The organism is Methanobacterium sp., assembly GCA_016222945.1.
Classification (GTDB): domain Archaea; phylum Methanobacteriota; class Methanobacteria; order Methanobacteriales; family Methanobacteriaceae; genus Methanobacterium_D.
Map to the genome: position 1 here is coordinate 280,395 of JACRPY010000002.1, position 21,333 is coordinate 301,727.

The 21,333-nt window shown below is 32.4% G+C and carries 31 protein-coding genes and 1 tRNA gene; 21 read left to right on the plus strand and 11 right to left on the minus strand.

What is annotated here, in order from left to right:
* Window positions 1–2: 2 nt before the first annotated feature.
* From HZC47_01385 to HZC47_01400, 4 genes are read right to left on the minus strand one after another with little or no spacing between them, the layout of a single operon-like run.
* Window positions 3–377, minus strand: coding sequence for a cupin domain-containing protein (locus HZC47_01385; protein MBI5679541.1), 375 nt, complete (start codon window positions 375–377; stop codon window positions 3–5).
* An 18-nt stretch (window positions 378–395) separates the two neighbouring features.
* Window positions 396–992: a methyltransferase gene (locus tag HZC47_01390; GenBank protein MBI5679542.1), complete on the minus strand. Its 597-nt coding sequence runs from the start codon at window positions 990–992 to the stop codon at window positions 396–398.
* 33 nt (window positions 993–1,025) lie between these two features.
* Entirely contained in the window at window positions 1,026–1,322 is a 297-nt protein-coding gene (locus HZC47_01395) for a hypothetical protein (GenBank protein MBI5679543.1), read from the minus strand.
* 13 nt (window positions 1,323–1,335) lie between these two features.
* Complete coding sequence (locus tag HZC47_01400) at window positions 1,336–1,647, minus strand: carboxymuconolactone decarboxylase family protein (protein ID MBI5679544.1); 312 nt, start codon at window positions 1,645–1,647, stop codon at window positions 1,336–1,338.
* Window positions 1,648–1,786: 139 nt separating this feature from the next.
* Between HZC47_01400 and HZC47_01405 the strand changes: the two genes are divergently transcribed.
* Both HZC47_01405 and HZC47_01410 read left to right on the plus strand, forming a co-directional pair.
* The gene (locus HZC47_01405; GenBank protein MBI5679545.1) at window positions 1,787–2,260 is read left to right on the plus strand and encodes a winged helix-turn-helix transcriptional regulator; all 474 of its coding nucleotides are present in this window, start codon (window positions 1,787–1,789) and stop codon (window positions 2,258–2,260) included.
* Entirely contained in the window at window positions 2,257–2,979 is a 723-nt protein-coding gene (locus HZC47_01410) for an NAD(P)H-dependent oxidoreductase (protein ID MBI5679546.1), read from the plus strand. Before HZC47_01405 ends, HZC47_01410 begins: the two co-directional genes overlap by 4 nt.
* On the opposite strand, the gene HZC47_01415 is transcribed toward HZC47_01410, so the two are convergent.
* The 6 genes from HZC47_01415 to ffh form a co-directional block, all read right to left on the minus strand.
* Window positions 2,972–3,808, minus strand: a complete 837-nt coding sequence (locus HZC47_01415) for a 16S ribosomal RNA methyltransferase A (protein MBI5679547.1) — start codon at window positions 3,806–3,808, stop codon at window positions 2,972–2,974. The genes HZC47_01410 and HZC47_01415 overlap by 8 nt on opposite strands.
* A 78-nt stretch (window positions 3,809–3,886) precedes the next feature.
* Window positions 3,887–4,465, minus strand: a complete 579-nt coding sequence (locus tag HZC47_01420) for a DUF655 domain-containing protein (GenBank protein ID MBI5679548.1) — start codon at window positions 4,463–4,465, stop codon at window positions 3,887–3,889.
* Between the two features lie 106 nt (window positions 4,466–4,571).
* Entirely contained in the window at window positions 4,572–4,901 is a 330-nt protein-coding gene (locus HZC47_01425; GenBank protein ID MBI5679549.1) for a DNA-directed RNA polymerase subunit F, read from the minus strand.
* 5 nt (window positions 4,902–4,906) lie between these two features.
* A complete protein-coding gene (locus tag HZC47_01430) occupies window positions 4,907–5,197 on the minus strand; it encodes a 50S ribosomal protein L21e (protein ID MBI5679550.1) in 291 nt (96 codons plus the stop codon).
* Window positions 5,198–5,654: 457 nt separating this feature from the next.
* Complete coding sequence (locus HZC47_01435) at window positions 5,655–6,881, minus strand: tRNA pseudouridine(54/55) synthase Pus10 (protein MBI5679551.1); 1,227 nt, start codon at window positions 6,879–6,881, stop codon at window positions 5,655–5,657.
* Between the two features lie 92 nt (window positions 6,882–6,973).
* Window positions 6,974–8,305 carry a signal recognition particle protein gene (ffh, locus tag HZC47_01440; GenBank protein ID MBI5679552.1) on the minus strand — a complete coding sequence of 444 codons (1,332 nt, stop codon included), beginning with the start codon at window positions 8,303–8,305 and terminating at the stop codon, window positions 6,974–6,976.
* A gap of 216 nt (window positions 8,306–8,521) precedes the next feature.
* Between ffh and HZC47_01445 the strand changes: the two genes are divergently transcribed.
* From HZC47_01445 to HZC47_01535, 19 genes are all read left to right on the plus strand, one after another.
* The gene (locus tag HZC47_01445; protein MBI5679553.1) at window positions 8,522–9,088 is read left to right on the plus strand and encodes a purine phosphoribosyltransferase family protein; all 567 of its coding nucleotides are present in this window, start codon (window positions 8,522–8,524) and stop codon (window positions 9,086–9,088) included.
* Between the two features lie 22 nt (window positions 9,089–9,110).
* Complete coding sequence (gene dph2 / locus HZC47_01450; GenBank protein MBI5679554.1) at window positions 9,111–10,103, plus strand: diphthamide biosynthesis enzyme Dph2; 993 nt, start codon at window positions 9,111–9,113, stop codon at window positions 10,101–10,103.
* 115 nt (window positions 10,104–10,218) lie between these two features.
* A complete protein-coding gene (locus HZC47_01455; GenBank protein MBI5679555.1) occupies window positions 10,219–10,788 on the plus strand; it encodes an exosome complex RNA-binding protein Csl4 in 570 nt (189 codons plus the stop codon).
* A 3-nt stretch (window positions 10,789–10,791) separates the two neighbouring features.
* A complete protein-coding gene (locus HZC47_01460; GenBank protein ID MBI5679556.1) occupies window positions 10,792–11,055 on the plus strand; it encodes a DNA-directed RNA polymerase subunit L in 264 nt (87 codons plus the stop codon).
* Between the two features lie 54 nt (window positions 11,056–11,109).
* Window positions 11,110–11,706 carry a DUF99 family protein gene (locus tag HZC47_01465; GenBank protein ID MBI5679557.1) on the plus strand — a complete coding sequence of 199 codons (597 nt, stop codon included), beginning with the start codon at window positions 11,110–11,112 and terminating at the stop codon, window positions 11,704–11,706.
* Window positions 11,707–11,740: 34 nt separating this feature from the next.
* Window positions 11,741–12,169 carry an NUDIX hydrolase gene (locus HZC47_01470; GenBank protein ID MBI5679558.1) on the plus strand — a complete coding sequence of 143 codons (429 nt, stop codon included), beginning with the start codon at window positions 11,741–11,743 and terminating at the stop codon, window positions 12,167–12,169.
* A gap of 188 nt (window positions 12,170–12,357) precedes the next feature.
* Window positions 12,358–12,672 (plus strand): transcription factor S, encoded by a 315-nt coding sequence (locus HZC47_01475; protein ID MBI5679559.1) that lies wholly within the window; start codon window positions 12,358–12,360, stop codon window positions 12,670–12,672.
* 41 nt (window positions 12,673–12,713) lie between these two features.
* The gene (locus tag HZC47_01480; protein ID MBI5679560.1) at window positions 12,714–13,259 is read left to right on the plus strand and encodes a hypothetical protein; all 546 of its coding nucleotides are present in this window, start codon (window positions 12,714–12,716) and stop codon (window positions 13,257–13,259) included.
* 40 nt (window positions 13,260–13,299) lie between these two features.
* Window positions 13,300–14,034: a proliferating cell nuclear antigen (pcna) gene (gene pcn, locus HZC47_01485; protein ID MBI5679561.1), complete on the plus strand. Its 735-nt coding sequence runs from the start codon at window positions 13,300–13,302 to the stop codon at window positions 14,032–14,034.
* 69 nt (window positions 14,035–14,103) lie between these two features.
* Window positions 14,104–14,919 carry a hypothetical protein gene (locus tag HZC47_01490; GenBank protein MBI5679562.1) on the plus strand — a complete coding sequence of 272 codons (816 nt, stop codon included), beginning with the start codon at window positions 14,104–14,106 and terminating at the stop codon, window positions 14,917–14,919.
* Window positions 14,920–15,147: 228 nt separating this feature from the next.
* A complete protein-coding gene (locus HZC47_01495; protein MBI5679563.1) occupies window positions 15,148–15,426 on the plus strand; it encodes a 50S ribosomal protein L44e in 279 nt (92 codons plus the stop codon).
* 9 nt (window positions 15,427–15,435) lie between these two features.
* The gene (locus HZC47_01500; protein MBI5679564.1) at window positions 15,436–15,621 is read left to right on the plus strand and encodes a 30S ribosomal protein S27e; all 186 of its coding nucleotides are present in this window, start codon (window positions 15,436–15,438) and stop codon (window positions 15,619–15,621) included.
* 39 nt (window positions 15,622–15,660) lie between these two features.
* The gene (locus HZC47_01505) at window positions 15,661–16,440 is read left to right on the plus strand and encodes a translation initiation factor IF-2 subunit alpha (protein ID MBI5679565.1); all 780 of its coding nucleotides are present in this window, start codon (window positions 15,661–15,663) and stop codon (window positions 16,438–16,440) included.
* A gap of 35 nt (window positions 16,441–16,475) precedes the next feature.
* Window positions 16,476–16,655, plus strand: coding sequence for an RNA-protein complex protein Nop10 (locus HZC47_01510; GenBank protein ID MBI5679566.1), 180 nt, complete (start codon window positions 16,476–16,478; stop codon window positions 16,653–16,655).
* Window positions 16,655–17,422, plus strand: coding sequence for a proteasome assembly chaperone family protein (locus tag HZC47_01515; protein ID MBI5679567.1), 768 nt, complete (start codon window positions 16,655–16,657; stop codon window positions 17,420–17,422). Before HZC47_01510 ends, HZC47_01515 begins: the two co-directional genes overlap by 1 nt.
* Window positions 17,423–17,475: 53 nt before the next feature.
* Complete coding sequence (locus HZC47_01520) at window positions 17,476–18,678, plus strand: TIGR00375 family protein (protein MBI5679568.1); 1,203 nt, start codon at window positions 17,476–17,478, stop codon at window positions 18,676–18,678.
* A 10-nt stretch (window positions 18,679–18,688) separates the two neighbouring features.
* A complete protein-coding gene (locus HZC47_01525) occupies window positions 18,689–19,540 on the plus strand; it encodes a MoxR family ATPase (protein MBI5679569.1) in 852 nt (283 codons plus the stop codon).
* Window positions 19,541–19,558: 18 nt separating this feature from the next.
* Entirely contained in the window at window positions 19,559–20,704 is a 1,146-nt protein-coding gene (locus tag HZC47_01530; protein ID MBI5679570.1) for a VWA domain-containing protein, read from the plus strand.
* Between the two features lie 16 nt (window positions 20,705–20,720).
* On the plus strand, window positions 20,721–20,987 hold the full coding sequence (locus HZC47_01535; GenBank protein MBI5679571.1) for a hypothetical protein: 267 nt from the start codon (window positions 20,721–20,723) through the stop codon (window positions 20,985–20,987).
* A gap of 203 nt (window positions 20,988–21,190) precedes the next feature.
* Here HZC47_01535 and HZC47_01540 read toward each other — a convergent pair.
* A tRNA-Arg gene (locus HZC47_01540) sits at window positions 21,191–21,265 on the minus strand.
* Between the last annotated feature and the right edge of the window lie 68 nt (window positions 21,266–21,333).

A 21,333-nucleotide genomic window follows, 5' to 3' on the forward strand; every position in this document is an offset into this window, starting at 1 on the left:
TTTCATTTTTTTACTAATTCTTCATCTTCCTCGCGCCACATGGGAGAAACAATGCATAAAAACTTTAATTCTTTATTTCCAGTATTTTCTATGTATTGGTTTGAATTTGCAGGAATATAAATTACCTGTCCTGGCTGAACATCTTCAGAATCGTCATCAATATGCATAGTTCCGTTGCCTTCAAGAATATAGTAAATTTCCACTGAGTTTTTGATTTTATGAGCAATTGAAGATTCATCAACATTTAAAATAGCATGAGCAATACTAAAATCAATTTTTAGATCTTCATTGTCACGATCTGGATGCAGTAACTCACAAATGGATGTTTTATCCAGAGCTTGAAAATAATTACAATTTTTAATGTCTCTTATAATCATAAAACCATCTATAATTTTTTATTCCTTCAAAGTTCCAGTTATAACCACGATTTCTTCAAAAAATGCTTTTTGCCTTGCTGTAATTTCAGCTTCAAATCCTAATTCCTCTAATTTAGCAATAGTTTTATCATTATTTGATAATGATGACTGCACCAGCTGAACACGGCCATTTTCTTTTAAATGTTCCTTAACGCCTTCAAGAAATTGATCTATAGTTGCTCTGCCGTTAGTGCCGCCATCCCATGCATCATTTAATTCTTCATCAATCTTTTCTTCTTCATCTGTTGGAAGATAAGGAGTATTAAATAAAATAAGATCGAATTTTTCACCTTCAACTGGTTTGAAAAGATTTCCTTCCCTTAATTCAACATTGTAGGTTCGATTGCTAATGGTATTTTTTAAGGCGCATTTAACTGCATATTTGTTTATATCTGTTGCAACTACCTTTCTTGACTTTTGAGCGCATGTAATTGCTATAAGTCCTGTTCCTGTTCCTATTTCAAGTACTTCATCTCTTCTTTTAATATTAAGATTTTCTGCAAGTAAAAATGTGTCTTCTGCAGGTTCATAGACTTTTGGATGAGTGTAAAATACGTTTCCATTGTGTTTTATCATTTAAATTACCTCTAAATCAGTATATTGGTTCAATCATTTTTGAATCGTTAAATTATATTTACCTTTATTTTCAGAGTCTGCCACGATTTTAATTTTATCTCCAGCTTCTAATCCTTCCCAACGGATAAAATAATGTTCATGGGGGCGATCAGGACCTCTGCATGTGCATGGATATGAATCTACCATAACTTCTTTGGATAATTTTCCATCAATTAGTTCAAAATTATCATTTAAATCTGGAAAAAATGAAAGTTTACCTTTTAGGATAAATATGAAGCCTTCATCAGCTTCTTTTGAAGATATTTTTCTTGAATATGTATTTGAACTCATTAATACCACAATTTTACATTTTACCTTCAAATCCATCGATAGCTGCTGGAAGACAATCAAGAATTGAAGCAAGGCCAGAATGATGTAAATTTAATACTACAGCTCCCACTATTTCTTCACGAGTTGCCCCTTCATTTTTAGCCATCATTGCATGCATCTGTACGCCTTTTACATTCCTATTTGCTGTTTGAATGGCAATATTAATCAGCTGCTTTGTTTTAGCATCCAAACCTTCCAAAGCTTTCTGAGCTTCAACTAGATCATTGAATCTGGCTGCAACTTCCGGACATTCTTTTTGAAATAATTCAAATGGATTTTGGTTCATAATTTCATCTCCAGTTTAAAGAATATATTTTCTTTATTTAAATAGGATAGCAAAATATTTATATAATCATTGTATATTATATACTATGATTATAATCTACTAATGTTATTATTAGAGATTTGAAATAGGAGATATTATAATGGAAAAAAACTTTTATGAATGGTTAGAAGAGCCTGAAGAAATGATAGGATTTTTATTTTGGAAAATTACCTATCTTTGGCAGCGTAAAATGAACAAATCTCTTAAAAAAGCTGATTTAACTCATACACACTTTGCTTTATTATCCGGTGCTGCATGGCTTCAAAAAGAAGGAGAAATAATAACACAGACTAAATTAGCTAATTTTACTCAAACAAATGTCATGGTAACTTCAAAAATCATAAAAATACTGGAAAACAAAAATTTTATTGAAAGAAGAAATGAAGGCGATGATACAAGAGCTAAATATGTATATATAACTGAAAAAGGACTTGAAACTTTAGGTAAAGCTTCAAAAATAACTGAAGAAGTAAATCAAGAATTTTTTGAACCATTGGGTGATGAAAAAGAACATTTTACTCATAACATGTGGACACTTCTGTATTCAAAATTTGATGGAGATGATTTTAAATGAAAAATATATTTGTATTTATTGGCAGTCCACTGAAGGAAAGATCAAATACTTACACTTTGACAAAAATGATGATAGATAAACTTCTAAAGTTGGATAATAGTATTAAATTTGACTTAATAACTGCTAGAGATGTGAATATTCAAGCATGCAAAGGCTGTTGGTCTTGCATGAATCAGGGAACATGCCCATTAGATAAAATAGACGATATGGCATTTTTAAAGCGAAAAATGCTCGATTCTGATTTTATAATTTGGGGATCTCCTGTTTATGCTATGCAAGTATCAGGGCAGATGAAAGTATTTCTAGATAGGCTTGCAAGCTGGTATCATACATTCAGGCTTGCTGGAAAGCCAGGTATAACGGTTTCAACAACTGCAGGCGCTGGTTTAGAGGAAGTACATGAATATTTAAAATTAGTGCTTAATATGGCTGGAGTTAAAGTAGTATCTTCATTGGAAACCTATGGGACACTTCCAGAAACGCTTATTGATCCTGAAAATGCTTTAAAATCAGCCCATAAAATGGTTTATGAAATATATCCTTATTTAACAGGTGAAAAAACTGTTGAAACTGATAAAGGCCTTGAATATTCATTTCAAGTAAATAAAAATAAGGTTATTTATGGTGCTGAAGTACTGAAAGCTGATCATAGGTACTGGAAAGAGAATAAAATGCTGGAAATGAACTCATTTGAAGAACTTTTGAACGAAATTAATTAAAAATGCTTAAATAAAACTTTAATTCCTTAGAAATTTTCATAACATCATCAGGATTTAGCTTTACAACCCTTTCACTCACCATTTTAGGATCTAACTTTGAAACTATCTCTTTTGCAGTCTTTTTATCCACATCAGCAATTTCATGGAAGGAATCAAGCAATGCATTCCTTACTTTTTTCTTTTTATGCTGAAAAAGCGCCCTTGAAGTATGTTTAAAAAATTCATCTACATCTTCTTTTTTATTGGGCACTAATTTAATTACTGCCGATGATATTTTGGGATTAGGGAAGAAAGCGTGCTTTGAAACTTCAAAAAGAATTTCAATATCTGCATAAAAATGTAACATCAATGATAATCTTGAATAATTAGATTCTCCCGGTTTTGCAACCATTCTTTGGGCAAATTCAAGTTGATACATAAGAATTGCATAATCAAAGTTATATTCAAGCAATTTAAAAGTAATAGGGGATGAAATCTTATAGGGGAGATTAGATATAACCTTGTTAAATTCTGGAAAATCCATTTTTACAGCATCAGCAGCTATAACTTCTACATTGGAAATAGCAAGTTCTGTGAGTCTTTTTTCTAAAATAGCTGCTATTTTTGCATCCTGTTCAATTGCAATTACTTTTCCTGCATGTTCTGCAAGAGGAATTGTGAGGGTGCCTATCCCTGCCCCTATTTCTAAAATAGTGTCATTTTTTGATAAATCAGCAGAAGCAGTGATTTTTTGGAGGATATTGGAATCTATCAAGTAATTCTGGCCTTTTCGCTTATTAAGACGTATATCATTCTCTTTTAATATTTTTAGAGTTTCTTTAACCAACATTTAATTACCAAAAATATGAAGTTTTCAAATGAAAATAAAAAAAAATAAGTGTTAGGAAAACTGAAAATAAAATTTTAGTTAGTGTTTTTTTGTAGGAGGCCTTGTAAAGAGCACATATTTACGTTTTCCTGTTTTATCTCCCGTAATTTCAAGTTCTAAGAGTATTCTTTTTGAAATAAGTTTTACAGGGTCTGCAAGCATGGGAACTCTTTGTTTAATATCGTCAAAGCTATCAAATGCTTTTTCTTTCCTTACTTTAATTATATCCCACATATGTTTTTTCCCAATTCCGGGTAAGAGTTCCAGTTGGTGTAATCGGGTTGATATGGGGCCTGCGTCGTTGAAAAATTCTACGAATTTGTCTTCTTTCGCTTTAATGATCTCTTCAATAACATAATTTAGTTCAATTTTAGCTGTTGCTGTAAGATCATCGTAGTTAAGTCTCCTGTTTACACGAGCTATCTCATCTCGCTTGCCTGAACCTATATAAACCTTTTGATGTATCTCTAAAGATACATCCTCTTTGGGAATAAGTTCAAGTAAGGTGAATTCTTCTTTACCTACTGCCTGCGCAACAGGCTTTCTTTTATATGAGGGCATACCTTCTTTAATATAACCTAAAGGAAGATAATCCAAAATGATTGCGTAGTCTTCCATTTAATCACATCTTCGATGCTGTTTTTAATTAATATATTCAATATTGATTCAGGAGAATCTTTTAACTTAATTTTTTTGAGTTCTATACTTTAGATAGTTTGAATTATTATCTATACTTTTCTAGTATTTCTAATATCTTCTCCATATCTTCTTTTTTTTGTGTTCCCCTTTCTTTTGCAAATATCAGCCTTAAATCAGCCATATCTTCAGGCATAACATCTGCAAGTTTAATAGCTTGAGTTTTTTTAAGAGTTTCTGCAAGTTTCTCAACCAGTTTCTTTGCAGACTCTTCATCCATTTTTGAAAACTTTGTAACATGGTCAAAAGCAAGATTTTGCTCGTATGTAAGCTCATGCTGCTCTTGAAGCTCTTCAAGCATCTGTTTAACTTCTGCGATAGTGATAGGGTCGGTATCAATAACTTTTTTCCCAATCATCATTATCACTCTTGCATTTTAAGGTGTTCAGGTCTTATAATCAATTTTTTAGCTTTATTGCCATCGTTAATATCTACTATGTATGCTCTTCCCCTTTTTTCATCGACTTTTCCTGTTTTTCCATGGAAACGAGGATGTGGCTGGCCTTTGTGGACACTAGGATCAATTATAATATGGACTAAATCATTTTCATCGAAAGTTTGTATTTTTTTGGTAATTGGATTTGCTCTACTTACCCTTATGCTCTTTTTAAGTTTATATCGTGTCTTACTTCTAAAACCTCTGGATCTTCTCATTCTTAAACCTCCAAAATCCTCAAAAATCTTTGATTTTTGGGAGTGTTAGAAAAATACTTCGTATTTTTCTCAAATTTTGATTTTTGGGTTCAGGAAATCCCTCAATTTCTTGTGGCATGGATTTCCTTCAACTCCACAATTCAACTTTAAGTTATTAAAATGACTTAAATATTAATTTTTGAATTTAAAATATTTTTTTAGGTATTGAAACCTCATAATTTTGATTTAAAAGATGATTCAAAGGAAATATGGAAAAATTCGCAAATTTTAATTAGTTATCTCCTTGAATCATAAATTTATTTATATTAATGTGTAACTTCTAAAATATTATTTATGCTAACTTGCTTATTTTAATTTTTATTAAATTTAAACCTTATGAATATATGGTTAATATACTTTTTAAATATTGACCCTAATATAATTCATTTTGATTAATTATATCATAAATTGGATTTTATTAAAGATTTACTTCTAATACATCTAATTGAGTACAAAGTGCTTTAATTCCCAAAATTTCGGATATACTGGGCTTTGATCTGCCTTTATCACCAGATATAAGCTCTTTAATGTATAATCCTCCTTCACAATTCACGATCATTTCAAATTTGCGGGAATTAATCCATTTTGTAGATATTTGCTTTACATTCCGTGTTCTTATTTTATCGGCACGTCTATGGGCCACCCTTATAGGGGTGCGCTGCTCTATTGTCCCCAAGGAGTTTAATAAATCTAATTTTTCCTCTTTAATATCATCTTCAAGCTCAACAATTGCTTTGTAAACTTTGTATGTATCGGTAGATGAGCATTTTATCTGGCCTTTCCTCTCTCTTCCTGTAAACTTTAAATCATTGACTTCTACTTTTTTATCTGCAAATTTATTGATTTTTTCAGCGAGATGCTTTAAATCAAGATTTCTTATGTGGGGTTCTTTAATTTCAAGGACAAATGGCCGTCCAGTTCCGAGCATTTTAACATCAATATCTTCTCTGCCAGCCCCATGGAATTTAGAATCGCTACCGTTTGCAATTTTAACAGCTTCAGGTGAAATTAGCTCTTCAACTGTTTCGAGGTACTGTTTCCCTGTGTAATCGCAGCTTGGACAGCCTTTTCCTCTACATTTTCTGCAAGGCCATTTAGTTTGAGGAATTCCCCTAACAAGCTTTCTGTAACGTCCTTCAATAAAAAGAGGGTTTATTTGAATATCTATATTGTCCTCAACGAAATCTACCATTATCACGATGTTAGGACTGTCAAAATCAACTTCTTTATTAAAATTTGATTCTAATTTTTTCCCAATTTCTCTATTTATCTCTTTTTTAATGTTTTCAACGTCTAATTCAAGAAGTTCATGCATGTTTTCTTCTTTTTGGAGGACTTCAGGTAAAACACTACATCCCACAAGAAATGTTTCAAATTCAATTTTTTCTTGATTAATTTTATCCATTATCCTATCTATAATGTTATTTTCTACAATATCAAATATATTACTGCAGATATAACATGAATCTGTATTTAACTTATTATTATGATCTTTATTTACTATTTTCCTTACATATTCTCCCCGATATTTGTTATCGGGGCCTTTTACGATTTTGGAGAAATTTCGACCTAAACAATGGTCGCATAGTTTCCATTGGGCAATTTCCATAACTTGAACTGCTTTTTTGGTAATTTTTGATTCCATCTTATATCATCCTTAATAATAGTGAATTAAATTTTAATTAAATAAAATGATGCTGTATTTAATGCAAAAATAGTGAAATTAAACAACTGATTTCATCGCATCATCTGTTTCATCATCTGCCCTAAAGGACCGCCCATTTTACGTTTTCCAAATCCTTTCATGGCCTTTTTAGTAACATTATAATATTTTAAAAGTTCTTTAACATCTTCATTACGCATACCTGCTCCTCTTGCAATTCTTTTTACACGGGATTGCTTTATCACTTCAGGATGTGTTAATTCATGCTCAGTCATGGAGTCCATCAGGATTTTATATTTAGTTAGCTTTTCTTCTGTCATTTGGGAAGCGTTTTTAGGGAGTTTTCCTCCCATTCCTGGAATCATATTCATAACCTGCTGCATTGGTCCCATTTTATTCATCATTTCAAACTGGGAATACATTTCTTTAAGGGTGAATTTCCCGCTTAACATGGCATCCATGCTTTCTGTGTCTAGATCTTCTTCAGCTATCTCTTCTGCCTTTTCAAGGAGTGATTTAATGTCTCCCATTCCCAAAAGTCTTGAAATAAACCTTTCAGGGTCAAATGCTTCAAAGTCATCGACTCTTTCACCAGTACCTATGAATTTTATTGGTGCTCCAATCTCTGAAACTGCTGAAAGCGCGCCACCACCCTTTGCAGAACCATCAAGCTTAGTTATAACAATGGATCCCACATCTGTGGCTTTATTAAATGCAAGAGCCTGTTCACGGGCTTGCTGACCAATAGTACCATCAATAACAAGCATCACTTCGTTTGGTTTTACAATGGCTGATAATTGTACCATTTCGTCAAGAAGGTCTTTTTCTTCTTTGTGACGTCCTGCAGTATCTATAATTATAATGTCTTGCTTTTTAAACTCTTCAAGACCTTTTTTTGCAAGGTCAAGGGCGTCCTTATTTTCGGGGTCGCCATAAAGCGGGACATTCATGTTTTCAGTGAGTTGGCGGAGTTGCTCAAATGCTGCAGGTCTCCATGTGTCTGTACTTACAACTGCAGGGTTAAATCCTTTTTTCTGCAGGTATTTTGCAAGTTTTCCAATTGAAGTTGTTTTACCACTTCCTTGAAGTCCTACAAACATTATTTTGTATGGTTTAGCGTCAACTTCTACTTCTTCCGCCTTTTTACCAATAAGATTTACCAGTTCCTCATAAACTATGGTCACTACGTATTCTCTGGGCGTAATTCCTTTTGGAGGCTCTTCTTTTAGAGCTCTTTCTTCTATTGTTTTTGATAGTTTGAAAACAAGCTTAATATTGACATCTGATTGAATAAGCGCTCTTTGTATGTCTTTTATAACCTCTTTTACCACTTCTTCATCGATTATAGGCATACCTGCTAATTTTTTCATTGTGTTTGTCAAATTTTTACCTAGATTTCCTAACATGATCTGCCTCACAAATTAAGTTTAATAAAATTAATTAGAATGAACATTTTAGATATAATATAATTAACTATACCTTATGTTATAAAAAATATCTTATTATAATTAATGATCTAAAAAAGATGAGGCTATTAACATATTTTAACAATAATGTTTTATTTAATTTAAATTTTGATTAATCAAAACAAAAAAGGGCATAAATTATATTATGGTGGTAAAATGCTGGATAAACTTAAAAAAACACTTGTAAAATCACCTATTGTAAAGAAGGGTGAATATGATTATTTTGTACATCCTATAACTGATGGAATTTTCCTTGTCGAGCCTGATCTTCTAAGAGAAGTTTCAGAAGGTATTTCAAAGGTTGCAGATTTAAATGTTGATAAAATCGTGTGCATGGAATCTATGGGGATTCATATTGCAACAGCTCTCTCCCTTAAAACAGATATCCCTTTTGTAGTTGTTAGAAAGCGGCATTATGGGTTAGATGGTGAAGTTGCAGTGCATCAAGTTACAGGATACAGTAAAGGTGAACTTTATATAAATGGAATTAAAAAAGGAGACCGATTACTAATTGTAGACGATGTTTTAAGCACTGGAGGCACAATGATTGCAGTTTTAGATGCTTTAAAAACTTCTGAAGGTGAAATAACAGATATTGTTGTTGTAGTAGAAAAAGGAGACGGAAAAGCAAGGGTTAAAACTGAAACAGGATATGATGTTAAAACGCTGGTTAAAGTCGACGTTAAGGATGGAGAGGTTGTTATTGAAGATAGCATGCTCTAGTAACTGAAATTTGAGGATAAAGATGTTAAATTACGATTTTAAAATGGACGAAGTCATTGAAAAAATAAAGGAAATAAATGCAAAAACAGTGGGTTTGCAGTTTCCAGAAGGTCTTAAAATCCATGCTGTCACCACTGCAGAAATAATAGAAAAAGAAACGGATGCAATGGTTTTAATTTCTGGAGATCCTTGTTTTGGAGCATGTGATGTTTCAGATAATCATATGGAAGGAATGGTTGATTTAATAATTCACTTTGGGCATATAGAATTCCCCATTGATTATAAAGTGCCTGTTCTTTTCATTGAAGCATATTCTAAGATTAATGTAATGGATACAGTTAAAAAAAGCCTTGAATTTCTTGAAGAATACCAAAAAATTGGTCTTGTGACTACAATTCAACATTTACATCTTTTAGATGAAATTAAAAATTTTTTAACTGAAAATGGGAAAAAAGTTCTTTTGAATGAGGGTTCTGGGACAAGAGCAGGGCAAGTACTTGGCTGTAATTTCTCATCTATTAAAAATATATCTGCAGATGCATTTTTATATGTGGGAAGCGGGAATTTCCATGCCCTTGGAATCACTCTTTTTACAGAAAAACAGGTTATAATTGCAGACCCCTACATGAATGAAGTAAGGAATATAAATGAATTTAGAGACCGTATATTAAGAATTCGCTTTGCAAAGATAACAAAAGCCAAAGAAGCTCGAAAATTTGGAATCATTGTTTCATCAAAAAGAGGTCAGTTGAGATTAGAACTTGCAAAAAGTATAAAGAATATGATAAATAAACAAAGGAAGGAAGCATTTATTATAATGATGGATAACATCTCCCCTGACGTTTTACTGCCTTATATGGATTTAGACTCGTTTGTTGTAACTGCATGTCCAAGAGTGGCTATAGATGATGCAAATATGTATAAAAAACCTCTTTTAACACCTAAAGAGCTTGAAATAGTTTTGGGTAAAAGGGAATGGGAAGATTATAAAATAGATGAAATCGAACATATATAAATGAAAACTGTTAATATAATATAAGTTGATAATGGATTCAATTAAATGAATTTTACAGCACATAATAAACATGAAAAATTAAACGTTTTTACTTATTTTAAGTTGAGGTGAATTAATGAAAGCTAAATCTGGAGATTTTGTTTTACCGGGTGACATTTTAGGAGTCACTGAAGAATTTGTTCCATCTGAATGGACATATGAAGAGGAAGGAAAAATCAAATCCCTTGTAGTGGGAACAGTTTCAATAGACGATAAAAATAAGAAAATATCAATAGTTCCAAAAACAGGCACACCGCCTTCATTAGAAGCGGGTAAAATCATAGTTGGAGAAATATCAGACGTAAGAGGCCAGAGAGCTTCAGTAAAAATCGATAAAATCAAAGGAGATAGTAGAGGCCTTGTAACATCCTTTATGGGTGGAATACATATCTCACAGGCACAGAAAGGATATTTATCCAAACTAACCGACGCAGTTAGAATTGGAGATATAGTTGAAGCAAAGGTCACAAAGGTAATGGGCCTTGACACTGTTGATCTAACAACTGCAGACGATGAACTCGGAGTTTTAAAAGCTATGTGTACAAAATGCAGGTATTTCATGGTAAAAACTGAGAATGATGAACTTTACTGTCCTAGATGCGATAGAAAAGAGCGAAGAAAACTCTCTTCACATTATGAGGGATAAAAAATGAAGATTATAAAAGATACTAAAAATGAATTGGAAATTGAAATTACAGGCGAAACTCACACATTATGTAACGCCCTTAGAAGAACATTAATGGAAGATAAAGATGTTGTATCTGCGGCGTATTTAATAGACCATCCAATTGTAGGGGAACCAAAATTATATATTAAAGCAAAAAATCCTAGAAAATCCCTTAAGAAAGCTGCAGAGACACTAAAAAAACAGTGCAATGAATTTAAAGGTTTTATTGAATCTTCCAAAAAGTAACTGATTCAATTAGGTTAATACTTTATTTTTTTTTAATTATATTCAATAGTTAAGATGAAAAATAAAAAATTCCACAAAATCAAGGAAGAAATAAGAATTTTAGGCGTTGACGATGCCCCATTCCCACATCATACAAAAAATAGAGTCATGCTAATTGGAACTGTTTTTAGGGGTGGAACATGGCTTGATGGAGTTTTAAGAACTTATATTTCTGGTGATGGAAAAGATTCCACCGAAAAAATCATCAAAATGGTTAATGGAACCAGACATAAGGGCCAAATTGGAGTTATAATGCTTGATGGAATTACATTTGGTGGATTCAACATTGCAAACATAAAAAAAATATTTAATGAAACAGAAATACCCATAATTGTGATTATGAGGAGATTTCCTGACTTTAAAAAGATAAAAAAGGCCCTAAGTAGATTTGAAGACCATGAAGAAAGATGGGAATGCGTATTAGCTGCAGGAACTGTTCATAAAATAGAAAATAAAGAACCAATATATATTCAGGTTCATGGTATTGATTTAGAAGATGCAGAAGAAATTGTTGCAATTTCTACAACTCGCAGTGCTATTCCTGAGCCAATAAGGGCTGCACATATTATAGAGGCAGGTGTAGAGACAGGAGAATCCAAAGGCAGTGCATAGGGGCAATCATATAAATTATTTACTTAAAAAGAGGATTAAATTGCATAAAACTCCTTCATTAACTGTAGATGCAGTGGTACTTTCTGAAAATGAGTTAATAGTGTTAATAAAGCGGAAAAACAATCCTTATAAAGATTTCTGGGCATTACCTGGAGGATTTGTTGAATATGGTGAAACTGTAGAATCTGCTGCTGTCAGAGAAGTTAAAGAAGAAACAGGTCTTGATGTGGACTTAAATGGGATAGTGGGGGTCTATTCGGATTATGATAGAGATCCCAGAGGACATACAGTTACAGTATGCTATATTGCAATGGAATCTGGAGGAAAATTAAAAGCAGACACTGATGCATCTGATGTCCAGTATTTCCATAAAAATGAAGTTTTAAGACTTAAACTTGCATTTGACCATGAAATTATAATTAAAGATGCATATAAACTGTTATATGATGAAAAAATCCAATAAATAAGAGTATTTGTGTAAATAACTTTATTTGATAATGTTTTAAATTTATATATAATATAAAGATATTTAAATCTGACAAAATTTATAAGTATTAAGAGACAACTCTTTTAAAGTCACAATTAACCTTAATACATTGTCAATTTGACAAATGAAGCTAAAATTATATCAAACTTATTAGGAGGACTAAAATGGAATTTTGTCCAAAATGCGGAACAGTGATGTTTCCTAAAGATGATTATTTTGAATGTAAATGTGGATACAAAAAAGAAATAACTAACGAACAAAAAAGTAAGTATGAGATTTCTGGAAAAGTATCTCCAAAGGAAAATATAATAGTAAAAGGCGACGATGTAAAAACGTTACCTACAACACGTGCAGTATGTCCAAAATGTGGTAATAAAGAAGCTTATTGGTGGCTTCAACAAACAAGAAGGGCAGATGAATCTGAGACAAGATTTTTAAGATGTACTAAATGCAAGCAAACTTGGCGGGAATACGATTAAGTGCTGTTAGTTTCAATTTGCAGAGGAAAAGGAGTTATTATATGAAAGAAAGTTTTGACAAGGAAGATTCCGATAAAAAGGATGATAAAAAGAAATCAACATCCAAATCTATGGGGAAATTCCTTAAAAAACTGGATTTTGCCCAAGTTCCTGAGTCTGAAACCAAAGAGAAAGATAAAGGTTCTAAGTCTGAAGAAAAATCATCTGAACCTGATCCTCATGCATTTCCTCTAATAAGTGATTTTTTAAATTCTGAAAGATTTAAGCACATTAAATCAGGAAAAAACAAGATAATGATGGGTATAGGCATTATTGTCAGTGTTTTATTAATTTTATCAGGCATATATTTAATGATGGGTTCTGCTGAAAAGGTTGCAGATAATGTTGTATTTGGAGAAAAGGCTGTTTTTTCAGTATTCTTAATTTTAATAGGTATTCTAATAATTGCAACAGTTTTTGCCTATAAATTCCTTAATAAATCCTTTTTTAAGGGAATAGATGCTAAAATTGAATCTCCTGAAAAAGAATCTTCTAATCCAAAACAAGAGAATATTAAAAAGGATAATATAAATAGAAATAACAGATAATAGGATAAAATGATAAGTCTTAATGTTAGGGAGGATGAAAATGTTTAAAGCAGTTTTAAGCGATTCGAACATCTTAAAAACAAGTTTTGATGCAATATCTTCTATTGTGGATGAAGTACAGATGCAAGCAGATAGTGAAGGGCTAAGATTAGATGCACTGGATAGATCACACATTACATTTGTCCATCTTGAACTTAAACCTCAACTATTCGATGAATTTTCAATAGACGAGCCTTTAAAAATTAATGTGGATACAGAAGAGCTCATGAAAGTCTTAAAAAGAGCAAAAAGCGACGATATAGTTGAACTTTCAGTGGATGAAGGAAATCTCATCTTAATATTTGAAGGTGAAGCAAGACGAAGATTTAAAATAAGGCTTATAGACATTGAATATGAGGCACCAAGCCCTCCAGACCTTGAATATCCAACTACCTTTGAAATTCCATTCGTTCTCCTTAAGAATTCTATTCAGGACATTGAAATAGTTTCAGATAAAATCGTGCTAATGGTGGATGCGGATAAATTCGTAGCAGAGGCAGAAGGTGAATTTGGAGATGCAAAAATAGAATATCTCCATGGCGAAAAAATAAACACCAACTCTAAGTCTGTATTTTCGCTTGAAAAAATTAAAGAGATGCTAAAAGCGGATAAATTTTCAGATACCATAGTTTTAAAGCTTGGAAATGACATGCCTTTGAATCTTTCACTAAAAATGATTTCAGATGAAGGAGAACTAAGTTTCCTTTTAGCTCCACGTATAGAAAGTGAAGAATAGACATAAATAACCTGAAAATTTTAAAAAATAGAATAATAATCAAATAATCTAAAAAGCGAGGAATGAAGGTTGGATGAGTTTTTCCAAAGATTAAGGGAAATCCAAAAAAAAGAGCGTAATAATAGTGGGTTAGCTGACGTTGGAGATAATTTCTACAAAGATGTTAATAACTATTTAAAAAGGATTATAATTAAAATAGACAATAATCCTTTTTCTTTTGAATCATATCTTCTTCGCGATGCTCGAAGAATAGCATCAGAAATATGTGAAAGACGAGAACATAAAATAACAAATAGCGCGCTCTTAAACATACAGCGGTCACGGAGATTATTCAATGAAAAATCAGAAAACCAAAAATCAAATACACCATCAATTCCTCCTGCAAATTTAACATCTGAAGAAGAAGACCTATATTTTCTACTTACAAAATCACTTTTAAAATATAGAAAAGAAATGGTTCCTCCTTTAGGCTCGCTTAAATCTAAGGTTGATAAATCTGCCTTGGAAACAGAAGTAACATCTAAAAAACAGATAAAATCTGAATTTAGCAGGAATTTGAATTCTAAAGAGAAAAAATCGGCACCTATGGGGATTGAACAAGATATAGCGAGTTATCAGGCATATGAACAGCCAGAACATGAAGAACCAGGAGATATACCACTAACTACTGAAGATGCTTTAAAAATAGCTGATGATCCCAAAGAGGAAATTAAAACATTAATGGTTCTTGAAGACATTCCATCTATAATGGGTGTTGATAAAGAAATTTACGGCCCATTATCTCCTCAAGACATAATTACAATGCCCGAACCCAATGCACAGATTATTATAAATAATAAAAAAGGCAGATTTATTGAAAAGTATAAGAAAATAGCGTATAAATAAATAAAAAGACTAAATATTTTCTATTTTGTTAAAAAAGAGTTTGATTGATATATTTTAAATGCGAACTTTTTCTATTTTTCAAAAATTGCATTACTTATCCAAACATATAAATAAGCAATCAAAAATAAATAACCCTAATATCTAATTATTAAACTTTTCTTGATTAGTTTAATACCAATTAATTTCAATGGTGAATATCTATTCATTTTTATAAAGAGGTGATTATTAATGAAAATTCCAAAAGAGAGAAGAACTTACTGTCCAAGTTGTAAAAAACATACTCATCACGAAGTATTCGAATCAAAAAGAAGAAAGGCAAGTGAACTTAAATGGGGGCAGCGTCAATTCAGACGTGTCACCAGCGGATACAGAGGTTATCCAAGGCCACTTCCATCTGGAAACAAACCAGTAAAAAAGCTGGACTTAAGATATAAATGTAAAGATTGTGGAAAGTCCCACATAAAAAGATCCTCATTTAGAGCAGGAAAAGTAGAATTTGTAAGTTAGGTGATTTTAATGGTAGTTTTCGGTAATAACAGAGGTAATTTTTTAAAAGTAAAGTGTTTAGACTGCGGAAATCAACAAACAGTCTTTGATCATGCAGCATCCAATGTCCAGTGCATTATATGTGGAAAAACATTGGTAAAACCAAAAGGCGGCAAATCTGAAATAGTAGCTCAGATTGTTGAAGTCCTTGATTAAAAAGATTTTTATAGGACTAATCCAAAATCAGGTGTTTTAATGGTAAGAATGAAAAGAGAATGGCCGGACGAAGGCGATCTGGTAGTAGGAACAGTGCATAAAGTTTTAGGCTATGGTGCATTTGCTTCTCTTGAAGAATACGAAGGAAAAGAAGCTTTTATTCATATTTCTGAAGTATCCTCTGGATGGGTAAAAAATATCAGGGATCATGTCCGGGAAAATCAAAAAATCGTTGCAAGAGTCTTAAGGGTAAACCCAAAAAAAGGCCATGTCGACGTTTCCATGAAAAGAATAAGGGAAGATCAAAGGACAAGAAAGATTCAACAGTGGAAAATCGAGCAAAAAGCAGAAAAATTGCTTGAAATAGCTGCAAAAACTATAGGAAAAGACCTTGACACAGCATATGAAGAAGTAGGGTATAAGATCATAAATGAATTTGGTGATCTCTACGAAGCATTTGAAACAGCTGCAGAAGAAGGCGAAGAAGCGTTAATAAGTAGAGAGATAGATGGTGAATGGGCTAAAACCATAACCGAAGTTGCTGAAAAGAACATATCTCCTCCAGAAGTTCAAATAACAGGATACATAAATCTGCATTCATACGCACCAAACGGCGTTGAAGTGATAAAAAGTGCACTTGGCTCTGTAGAGAGTGAAGAAATTACAGTTCAATGTGTTGGAGCTCCAAGGTACAGATTAATAGTTAAATCATCTGATTACCTTACAGCAGAAAATATAATGAAAAAAGCAGCAGAAAGCTGCATAGAAGCTGTTATAAAAGAAGGTGGAGAAGGCGAATTCCAGCGTGAGCTTGAATAAAACTAAGTATAGGGCAAAAGATGCTGTAGGTCTTTATGAAAATGAAAATGAAAAGGTGTAAATCCTGTGGAGAATACACCTTAAAAAATGAATGTCCTTACTGTGGAGGGGAAGTAGGAGTAGTATATCCTGCTAAATATTCTCCTGAGGATAAATATGGAAAATATAGAAGAATGCTTAAAAAACAGCTCTTAGAAAATAAAGGGATGATTTAATGAATAAAACTCATATTAAAATGATAGAAGAAGTGGATCTTAAAGAACCTATATTCATAGAGGCACTTCCTGGAATCGGGCACGTTGGAAAATTGGTTGCAGAACACATAATCCACGAACTTGATGCAAAAAAGTTTGCAGAATTATATTCTCCATCATTTCCGCCACAAGTCTTTGTAAACGAAGACGGAACCGTTGAACCAATGAAAAACGAATTTTATGCACTTAACGATGAAAATGGGCAAGACTACTTAATACTTGTTGGAAACACCCAAGGATTAAGTCCTGAAGGACAATATGAAATATGTGGGATCATACTGGACTTTGTACAAAAATATAATGCAAAGGAAATGTACACCTTAGGGGGCCTTGGAACAGGTCAACCAATAGAAAAATCAAAGGTCTTTGGTGCAGCAACAACACCAGAACTTGCAGAATCACTAAAAGAACATAATGTAATCCTTAGATCTGCTGACGGAGGAATTATAGGAGCATCAGGCCTTCTTTTAGGTATGGGAATGCTTAGAGGCATGAATGGCGCATGTTTAATGGGTGAAACTCCTGGATACTTTATAGATGCAGAAGCATCTAAAGCAGTTTTAACAGTTTTACTTGAAATATTAGGCCTGGAAGTGGATATTGCAAAACTAGAAGAAAGAGCAGAAGAAACAAGGAAAATGATATCTAAAGCTCAGCAAATGGAACAAGAAATGACTGAAAGAATGCATTTAGCTCCAGGTGAAGAAGATTTAAGATACATCGGGTAATATACAATATTATTTTTTTTTAATCCCGATTAATATCTCTTTTTCGTGATGTAATGATAATCAATTCAGATCTTCATGTACACAGTCCTTATTCAATGGCTACATCTAAAAATATGCTAATCAGCACGATTGCGTATCAATCAAAGCTTAAAGGATTGGATTTAATTGGTACAGGGGATGCGTTTCATCCTGAATGGTTAAAAATTATAGAAAGCAGTACAGAACCTTCAAAAACAGGAATATATTCAGTCAAAGAGTCTGAAAATGGTTCAAAAGTACAACTTTTAAAAACGGTTGATGCTCCTGAAATTGAAGCAGAAAAATGCAAATTTATTTTAACAGCAGAAATAGAGGACAAAAATAGAGTCCATCAACTAATTATTCTACCTTCTATAGAATCCGCATATGAAATTAGGGAAGAATTACCTTCTAAAAACATAAATAAAGAAGGTAGGCCTAGAATAGATATGGATGGGGCCGAAATAATGGATCTAGTCAGAGATTATAATGGATTAATTGGTCCTTCTCATGCTTTTACTCCATGGACTAGTATTTATAAAGAATTTGACAGCATTTACAATTGTTATAATGATACTCCTGATTTTTTAGAGCTCGGGCTTTCTGCAGACACAAATATGGCAGATAGAATCGAAGAGCTTCAAGATATTCCATTTCTTTCAAACTCTGATGCTCATTCACCATGGCCACACAGGCTTGGAAGAGAATTTAACGAAATAGAAATAAAAGAAATGACTTTTAATGCCTTTAAAGATGCTATTAAAGGAAAAAAAGTTGTAGGTAATTATGGATTTGATCCAAGGCTTGGTAAATACCATGAAACAGGATGCGTGAGATGTTATCAATTATTTTCAATCGAAGAGGCAAGAAAACTTAAAATGAGATGTCCATGCGGAGGTCTTATAAAAATAGGTGTTAAAGACAGAATATCGGACATGGCTAAATGGGATGAAGCACATCATCCAGAATTCAGGCCACAATATACTCATATTCTCCCGCTTGCTGAAATTATAAGTATTGTTTATGGAAAAGGGATTACCACAGTTTTTGTTCAAAAAATATGGAAAGGATTAGTACAGGAATTTGGAAGTGAAATAGCTGTGCTTATTCACGTGCCTCTTGAGGAAATTTCAAAAACTGATTCTAAATTAGCTGAGGTTATAATGGCTTTTAGAGAAAATACATTGAAGATCCAACCTGGTGCCGGTGGAAATTATGGGAAAATAATGTTGGATTAAGGAGTGAATAATGGAAACCTATAAATTAAGTATAAAACATATTGAAGATGTTTTAACTAAAAATAAGTATATTCCGGATGAAAACATAATTACAGTAGTATTTTTAGCCCTGTCACTTAAAAAGCCAATTTTAGTTGAGGGTCCACCGGGAACAGGTAAGACTGAAATTTCAAAAGCAATTTCCAAGGCATTCCGAAGAGATTTTTTTAGAATACAATGTTACGAGGGAATTACCTTTGAACAGATTATTGGTGAATGGAATTATCAAAAACAGCTTTTAAGCCTTGAAACATCCAAAATAAAGAAAACCGAAGACGATGTCTTTAAGGAAGATTTTTTCATAAAAAGACCTCTTCTCTCTGCATTTATGAATAAAAAGCCGTCTATAGTATTGATTGATGAAATTGATAAGGCAGACGAAGAAGTGGAAAGTTTTCTACTTCAAGCACTTGGAGAAAAGCAGATAACAGTAAATGATCTGGGAACATTTGAATTACAAAATGATTTGATGGTTGTAATGACATCTAATTCTCAAAGACAGCTTCTTGATGAAACAAAAGACCGCTGTTTGTACTTGTATATTGATTATCCTTCATTTGAAAGAGAAGTGGAGATAGTAAAGTCACACACTCCAGAAGCATCTTTAAAGCTCGTAAAAAGTATTGTGAAGGTTATACAAAAGATAAGGAAGCTTAATCTTACCAAAAATCCATCAATCAGAGCTTCTGTGGACTGGGTTAGAAGCCTCATGTTATTTAATAAGGATAATTTAGATGAAGATTCCTTCAAAAAGACAATTAATGTTGTTATAAAAACTGAAGACGATAGAAAGAAAGTTTTAGACAATATTAAAATAAAATAACAGTTTAATGGGAAGTATATGATAAATGATATAGTTAAATTTTCAGGAATACTTCGAGAAAATGGAATTCCTGCAAGTATAAGGAGCACAAAAATAGCCTGTGATGCATGCCATTTAGTTGAAAATGAAAATGGTAATTTAAAAGAAGCATTAGCATGTATTTATCTTAAAGATCAAAGGTATAGGAATAAATTCAACCAGTTATATGAATCGTTTTTTGAAGAAAATGATAAGGAAAAAAAAGACATTCCGTCTGGTTGGGGAGATAAATCCAAATTCATTAAAAAATACAATGTATCCATCAGTACAAAAAGAGTTTCTGACTTTGATTTAGGAGACAAAGGACAGCAGTATAAAATAGACTACATTAAAAATACATTAAACGACATAAATGATAACGCTGATAGAGAAGGTAACTCTGAGCTTTTAAAGAGTAATTTAAAGACATTAAACACACTTCAACCAGAATTAATAGAATTATGCCAAAAACTCGGCCGAAAAATTGCTACAAAAAGAGTTAGAAGATATAAACAGGCTAAAAATCAAAGACCAGATATTAGAAGAAGCATCAGAAAAAACATGAAACATGGGGGAACGCTCTTGGAGCTTGTAAAGAGTAAACCTAAAATAAAAAAGCAAAACCACTATTTTTTAAGCGATGTAAGCGTTTCATGCGACTGGATAAGTATATGGTTTTTTTGCATGGTTTACGCTGCTCAAAATTCATTTAATCGCGCAAGAGCATTTGAATTTGATAATAAAACTGCTGAAGTAACATCTGCACTCTTTGAACCAGGATTAGTCGATGCTTTTCTAAGAGTTATTGAAATTAGGCAAGATAATTCCATGATCCGTGGAAAATCCAATATGTATACTGCATTTCAAGGATTTGAAAAGCAGGCAAACTTAAACAGTAAATCATACGTTCTGATTTTAAGTGACTGCAGAGATTGGGCAGGGCCAAAGGAAGAAGGAATACCAAAAAGCGCAGAACTCATTGAAAACATGGTAAAAAAATCTAAAAGAGTTTTAATATTGAATCCTGAAGAAGAAAAGAAATGGAATGTTGCAGATAGCTGTGTTTCATATTATGAAGATGTGGGTGCTGAAATGTTTGAAGTGAGGAACTTAGATCAGCTTGCAGACTTAATAAGTGAGATTTAATATTAACGGTGATAAAATGATAGAATATTTAGCTCAAAATGAAGGAAGGATTACTTATCAACTAATTTTTAAAGATACTGGAATCTCAGAAAAGACTTATAAACAGTTAGAAAAGCGTGTAAAGAGATATAAAGAAAGTATGGTATTGACACACGTGCCCGTGGCTAATGAAGTGGTTATAATTGTAAACAAGAAATGTGAAAACGATGAATGCTGCAGGGATGAAGCAGAGAAGTTTATTGAGTATTATAATGGTGTTTTAAGAAAAATAACCATTAAATAAATAAAAAAGAGTTTTTTTCATAACATTATGGATTTGAAATTTAAATGGGATTTGTATCCGATAAGAGTTTTAATATTAAATTAATAGCTAAATTTAAACGAAAATAACATTTTATTGAATAATTTAGAATTAAATTTTGATTTTCTCCATCCGCAGCGATAGCGAGGACTTTTGAATTAAATCTTTTCAAGGAAAAGATTTAGCGGACCCGCCGGGATTTGAACCCGGGACCCTCAGATTAGGAGTCTGATGCCCTATCCTGGCTAGGCTACGGGCCCATATTAATTTAAAATTAAATTGTTCTGCATGATTTATAAAGTTTATAGATTTGAAATTTAAATGGATT

Coding starts and splice junctions, on each gene's coding strand:
- HZC47_01385 (MBI5679541.1), bottom strand. CDS start 377: ATGATTATAAGAGACATTAAAAATTGTAATTATTTTCAAGCTCTGGAT.
- HZC47_01390 (MBI5679542.1), bottom strand. CDS start 992: ATGATAAAACACAATGGAAACGTATTTTACACTCATCCAAAAGTCTAT.
- HZC47_01395 (MBI5679543.1), bottom strand. CDS start 1,322: ATGAGTTCAAATACATATTCAAGAAAAATATCTTCAAAAGAAGCTGAT.
- HZC47_01400 (MBI5679544.1), bottom strand. CDS start 1,647: ATGAACCAAAATCCATTTGAATTATTTCAAAAAGAATGTCCGGAAGTT.
- HZC47_01405 (MBI5679545.1), top strand. CDS start 1,787: ATGGAAAAAAACTTTTATGAATGGTTAGAAGAGCCTGAAGAAATGATA.
- HZC47_01410 (MBI5679546.1), top strand. CDS start 2,257: ATGAAAAATATATTTGTATTTATTGGCAGTCCACTGAAGGAAAGATCA.
- HZC47_01415 (MBI5679547.1), bottom strand. CDS start 3,808: ATGTTGGTTAAAGAAACTCTAAAAATATTAAAAGAGAATGATATACGT.
- HZC47_01420 (MBI5679548.1), bottom strand. CDS start 4,465: ATGGAAGACTACGCAATCATTTTGGATTATCTTCCTTTAGGTTATATT.
- HZC47_01425 (MBI5679549.1), bottom strand. CDS start 4,901: ATGATTGGGAAAAAAGTTATTGATACCGACCCTATCACTATCGCAGAA.
- HZC47_01430 (MBI5679550.1), bottom strand. CDS start 5,197: ATGAGAAGATCCAGAGGTTTTAGAAGTAAGACACGATATAAACTTAAA.
- HZC47_01435 (MBI5679551.1), bottom strand. CDS start 6,881: ATGGAATCAAAAATTACCAAAAAAGCAGTTCAAGTTATGGAAATTGCC.
- ffh (MBI5679552.1), bottom strand. CDS start 8,305: ATGTTAGGAAATCTAGGTAAAAATTTGACAAACACAATGAAAAAATTA.
- HZC47_01445 (MBI5679553.1), top strand. CDS start 8,522: ATGCTGGATAAACTTAAAAAAACACTTGTAAAATCACCTATTGTAAAG.
- dph2 (MBI5679554.1), top strand. CDS start 9,111: ATGTTAAATTACGATTTTAAAATGGACGAAGTCATTGAAAAAATAAAG.
- HZC47_01455 (MBI5679555.1), top strand. CDS start 10,219: ATGAAAGCTAAATCTGGAGATTTTGTTTTACCGGGTGACATTTTAGGA.
- HZC47_01460 (MBI5679556.1), top strand. CDS start 10,792: ATGAAGATTATAAAAGATACTAAAAATGAATTGGAAATTGAAATTACA.
- HZC47_01465 (MBI5679557.1), top strand. CDS start 11,110: ATGAAAAATAAAAAATTCCACAAAATCAAGGAAGAAATAAGAATTTTA.
- HZC47_01475 (MBI5679559.1), top strand. CDS start 12,358: ATGGAATTTTGTCCAAAATGCGGAACAGTGATGTTTCCTAAAGATGAT.
- HZC47_01480 (MBI5679560.1), top strand. CDS start 12,714: ATGAAAGAAAGTTTTGACAAGGAAGATTCCGATAAAAAGGATGATAAA.
- pcn (MBI5679561.1), top strand. CDS start 13,300: ATGTTTAAAGCAGTTTTAAGCGATTCGAACATCTTAAAAACAAGTTTT.
- HZC47_01495 (MBI5679563.1), top strand. CDS start 15,148: ATGAAAATTCCAAAAGAGAGAAGAACTTACTGTCCAAGTTGTAAAAAA.
- HZC47_01500 (MBI5679564.1), top strand. CDS start 15,436: ATGGTAGTTTTCGGTAATAACAGAGGTAATTTTTTAAAAGTAAAGTGT.
- HZC47_01505 (MBI5679565.1), top strand. CDS start 15,661: ATGGTAAGAATGAAAAGAGAATGGCCGGACGAAGGCGATCTGGTAGTA.
- HZC47_01510 (MBI5679566.1), top strand. CDS start 16,476: ATGAAAATGAAAATGAAAAGGTGTAAATCCTGTGGAGAATACACCTTA.
- HZC47_01515 (MBI5679567.1), top strand. CDS start 16,655: ATGAATAAAACTCATATTAAAATGATAGAAGAAGTGGATCTTAAAGAA.
- HZC47_01520 (MBI5679568.1), top strand. CDS start 17,476: ATGATAATCAATTCAGATCTTCATGTACACAGTCCTTATTCAATGGCT.
- HZC47_01525 (MBI5679569.1), top strand. CDS start 18,689: ATGGAAACCTATAAATTAAGTATAAAACATATTGAAGATGTTTTAACT.
- HZC47_01530 (MBI5679570.1), top strand. CDS start 19,559: ATGATAAATGATATAGTTAAATTTTCAGGAATACTTCGAGAAAATGGA.
- HZC47_01535 (MBI5679571.1), top strand. CDS start 20,721: ATGATAGAATATTTAGCTCAAAATGAAGGAAGGATTACTTATCAACTA.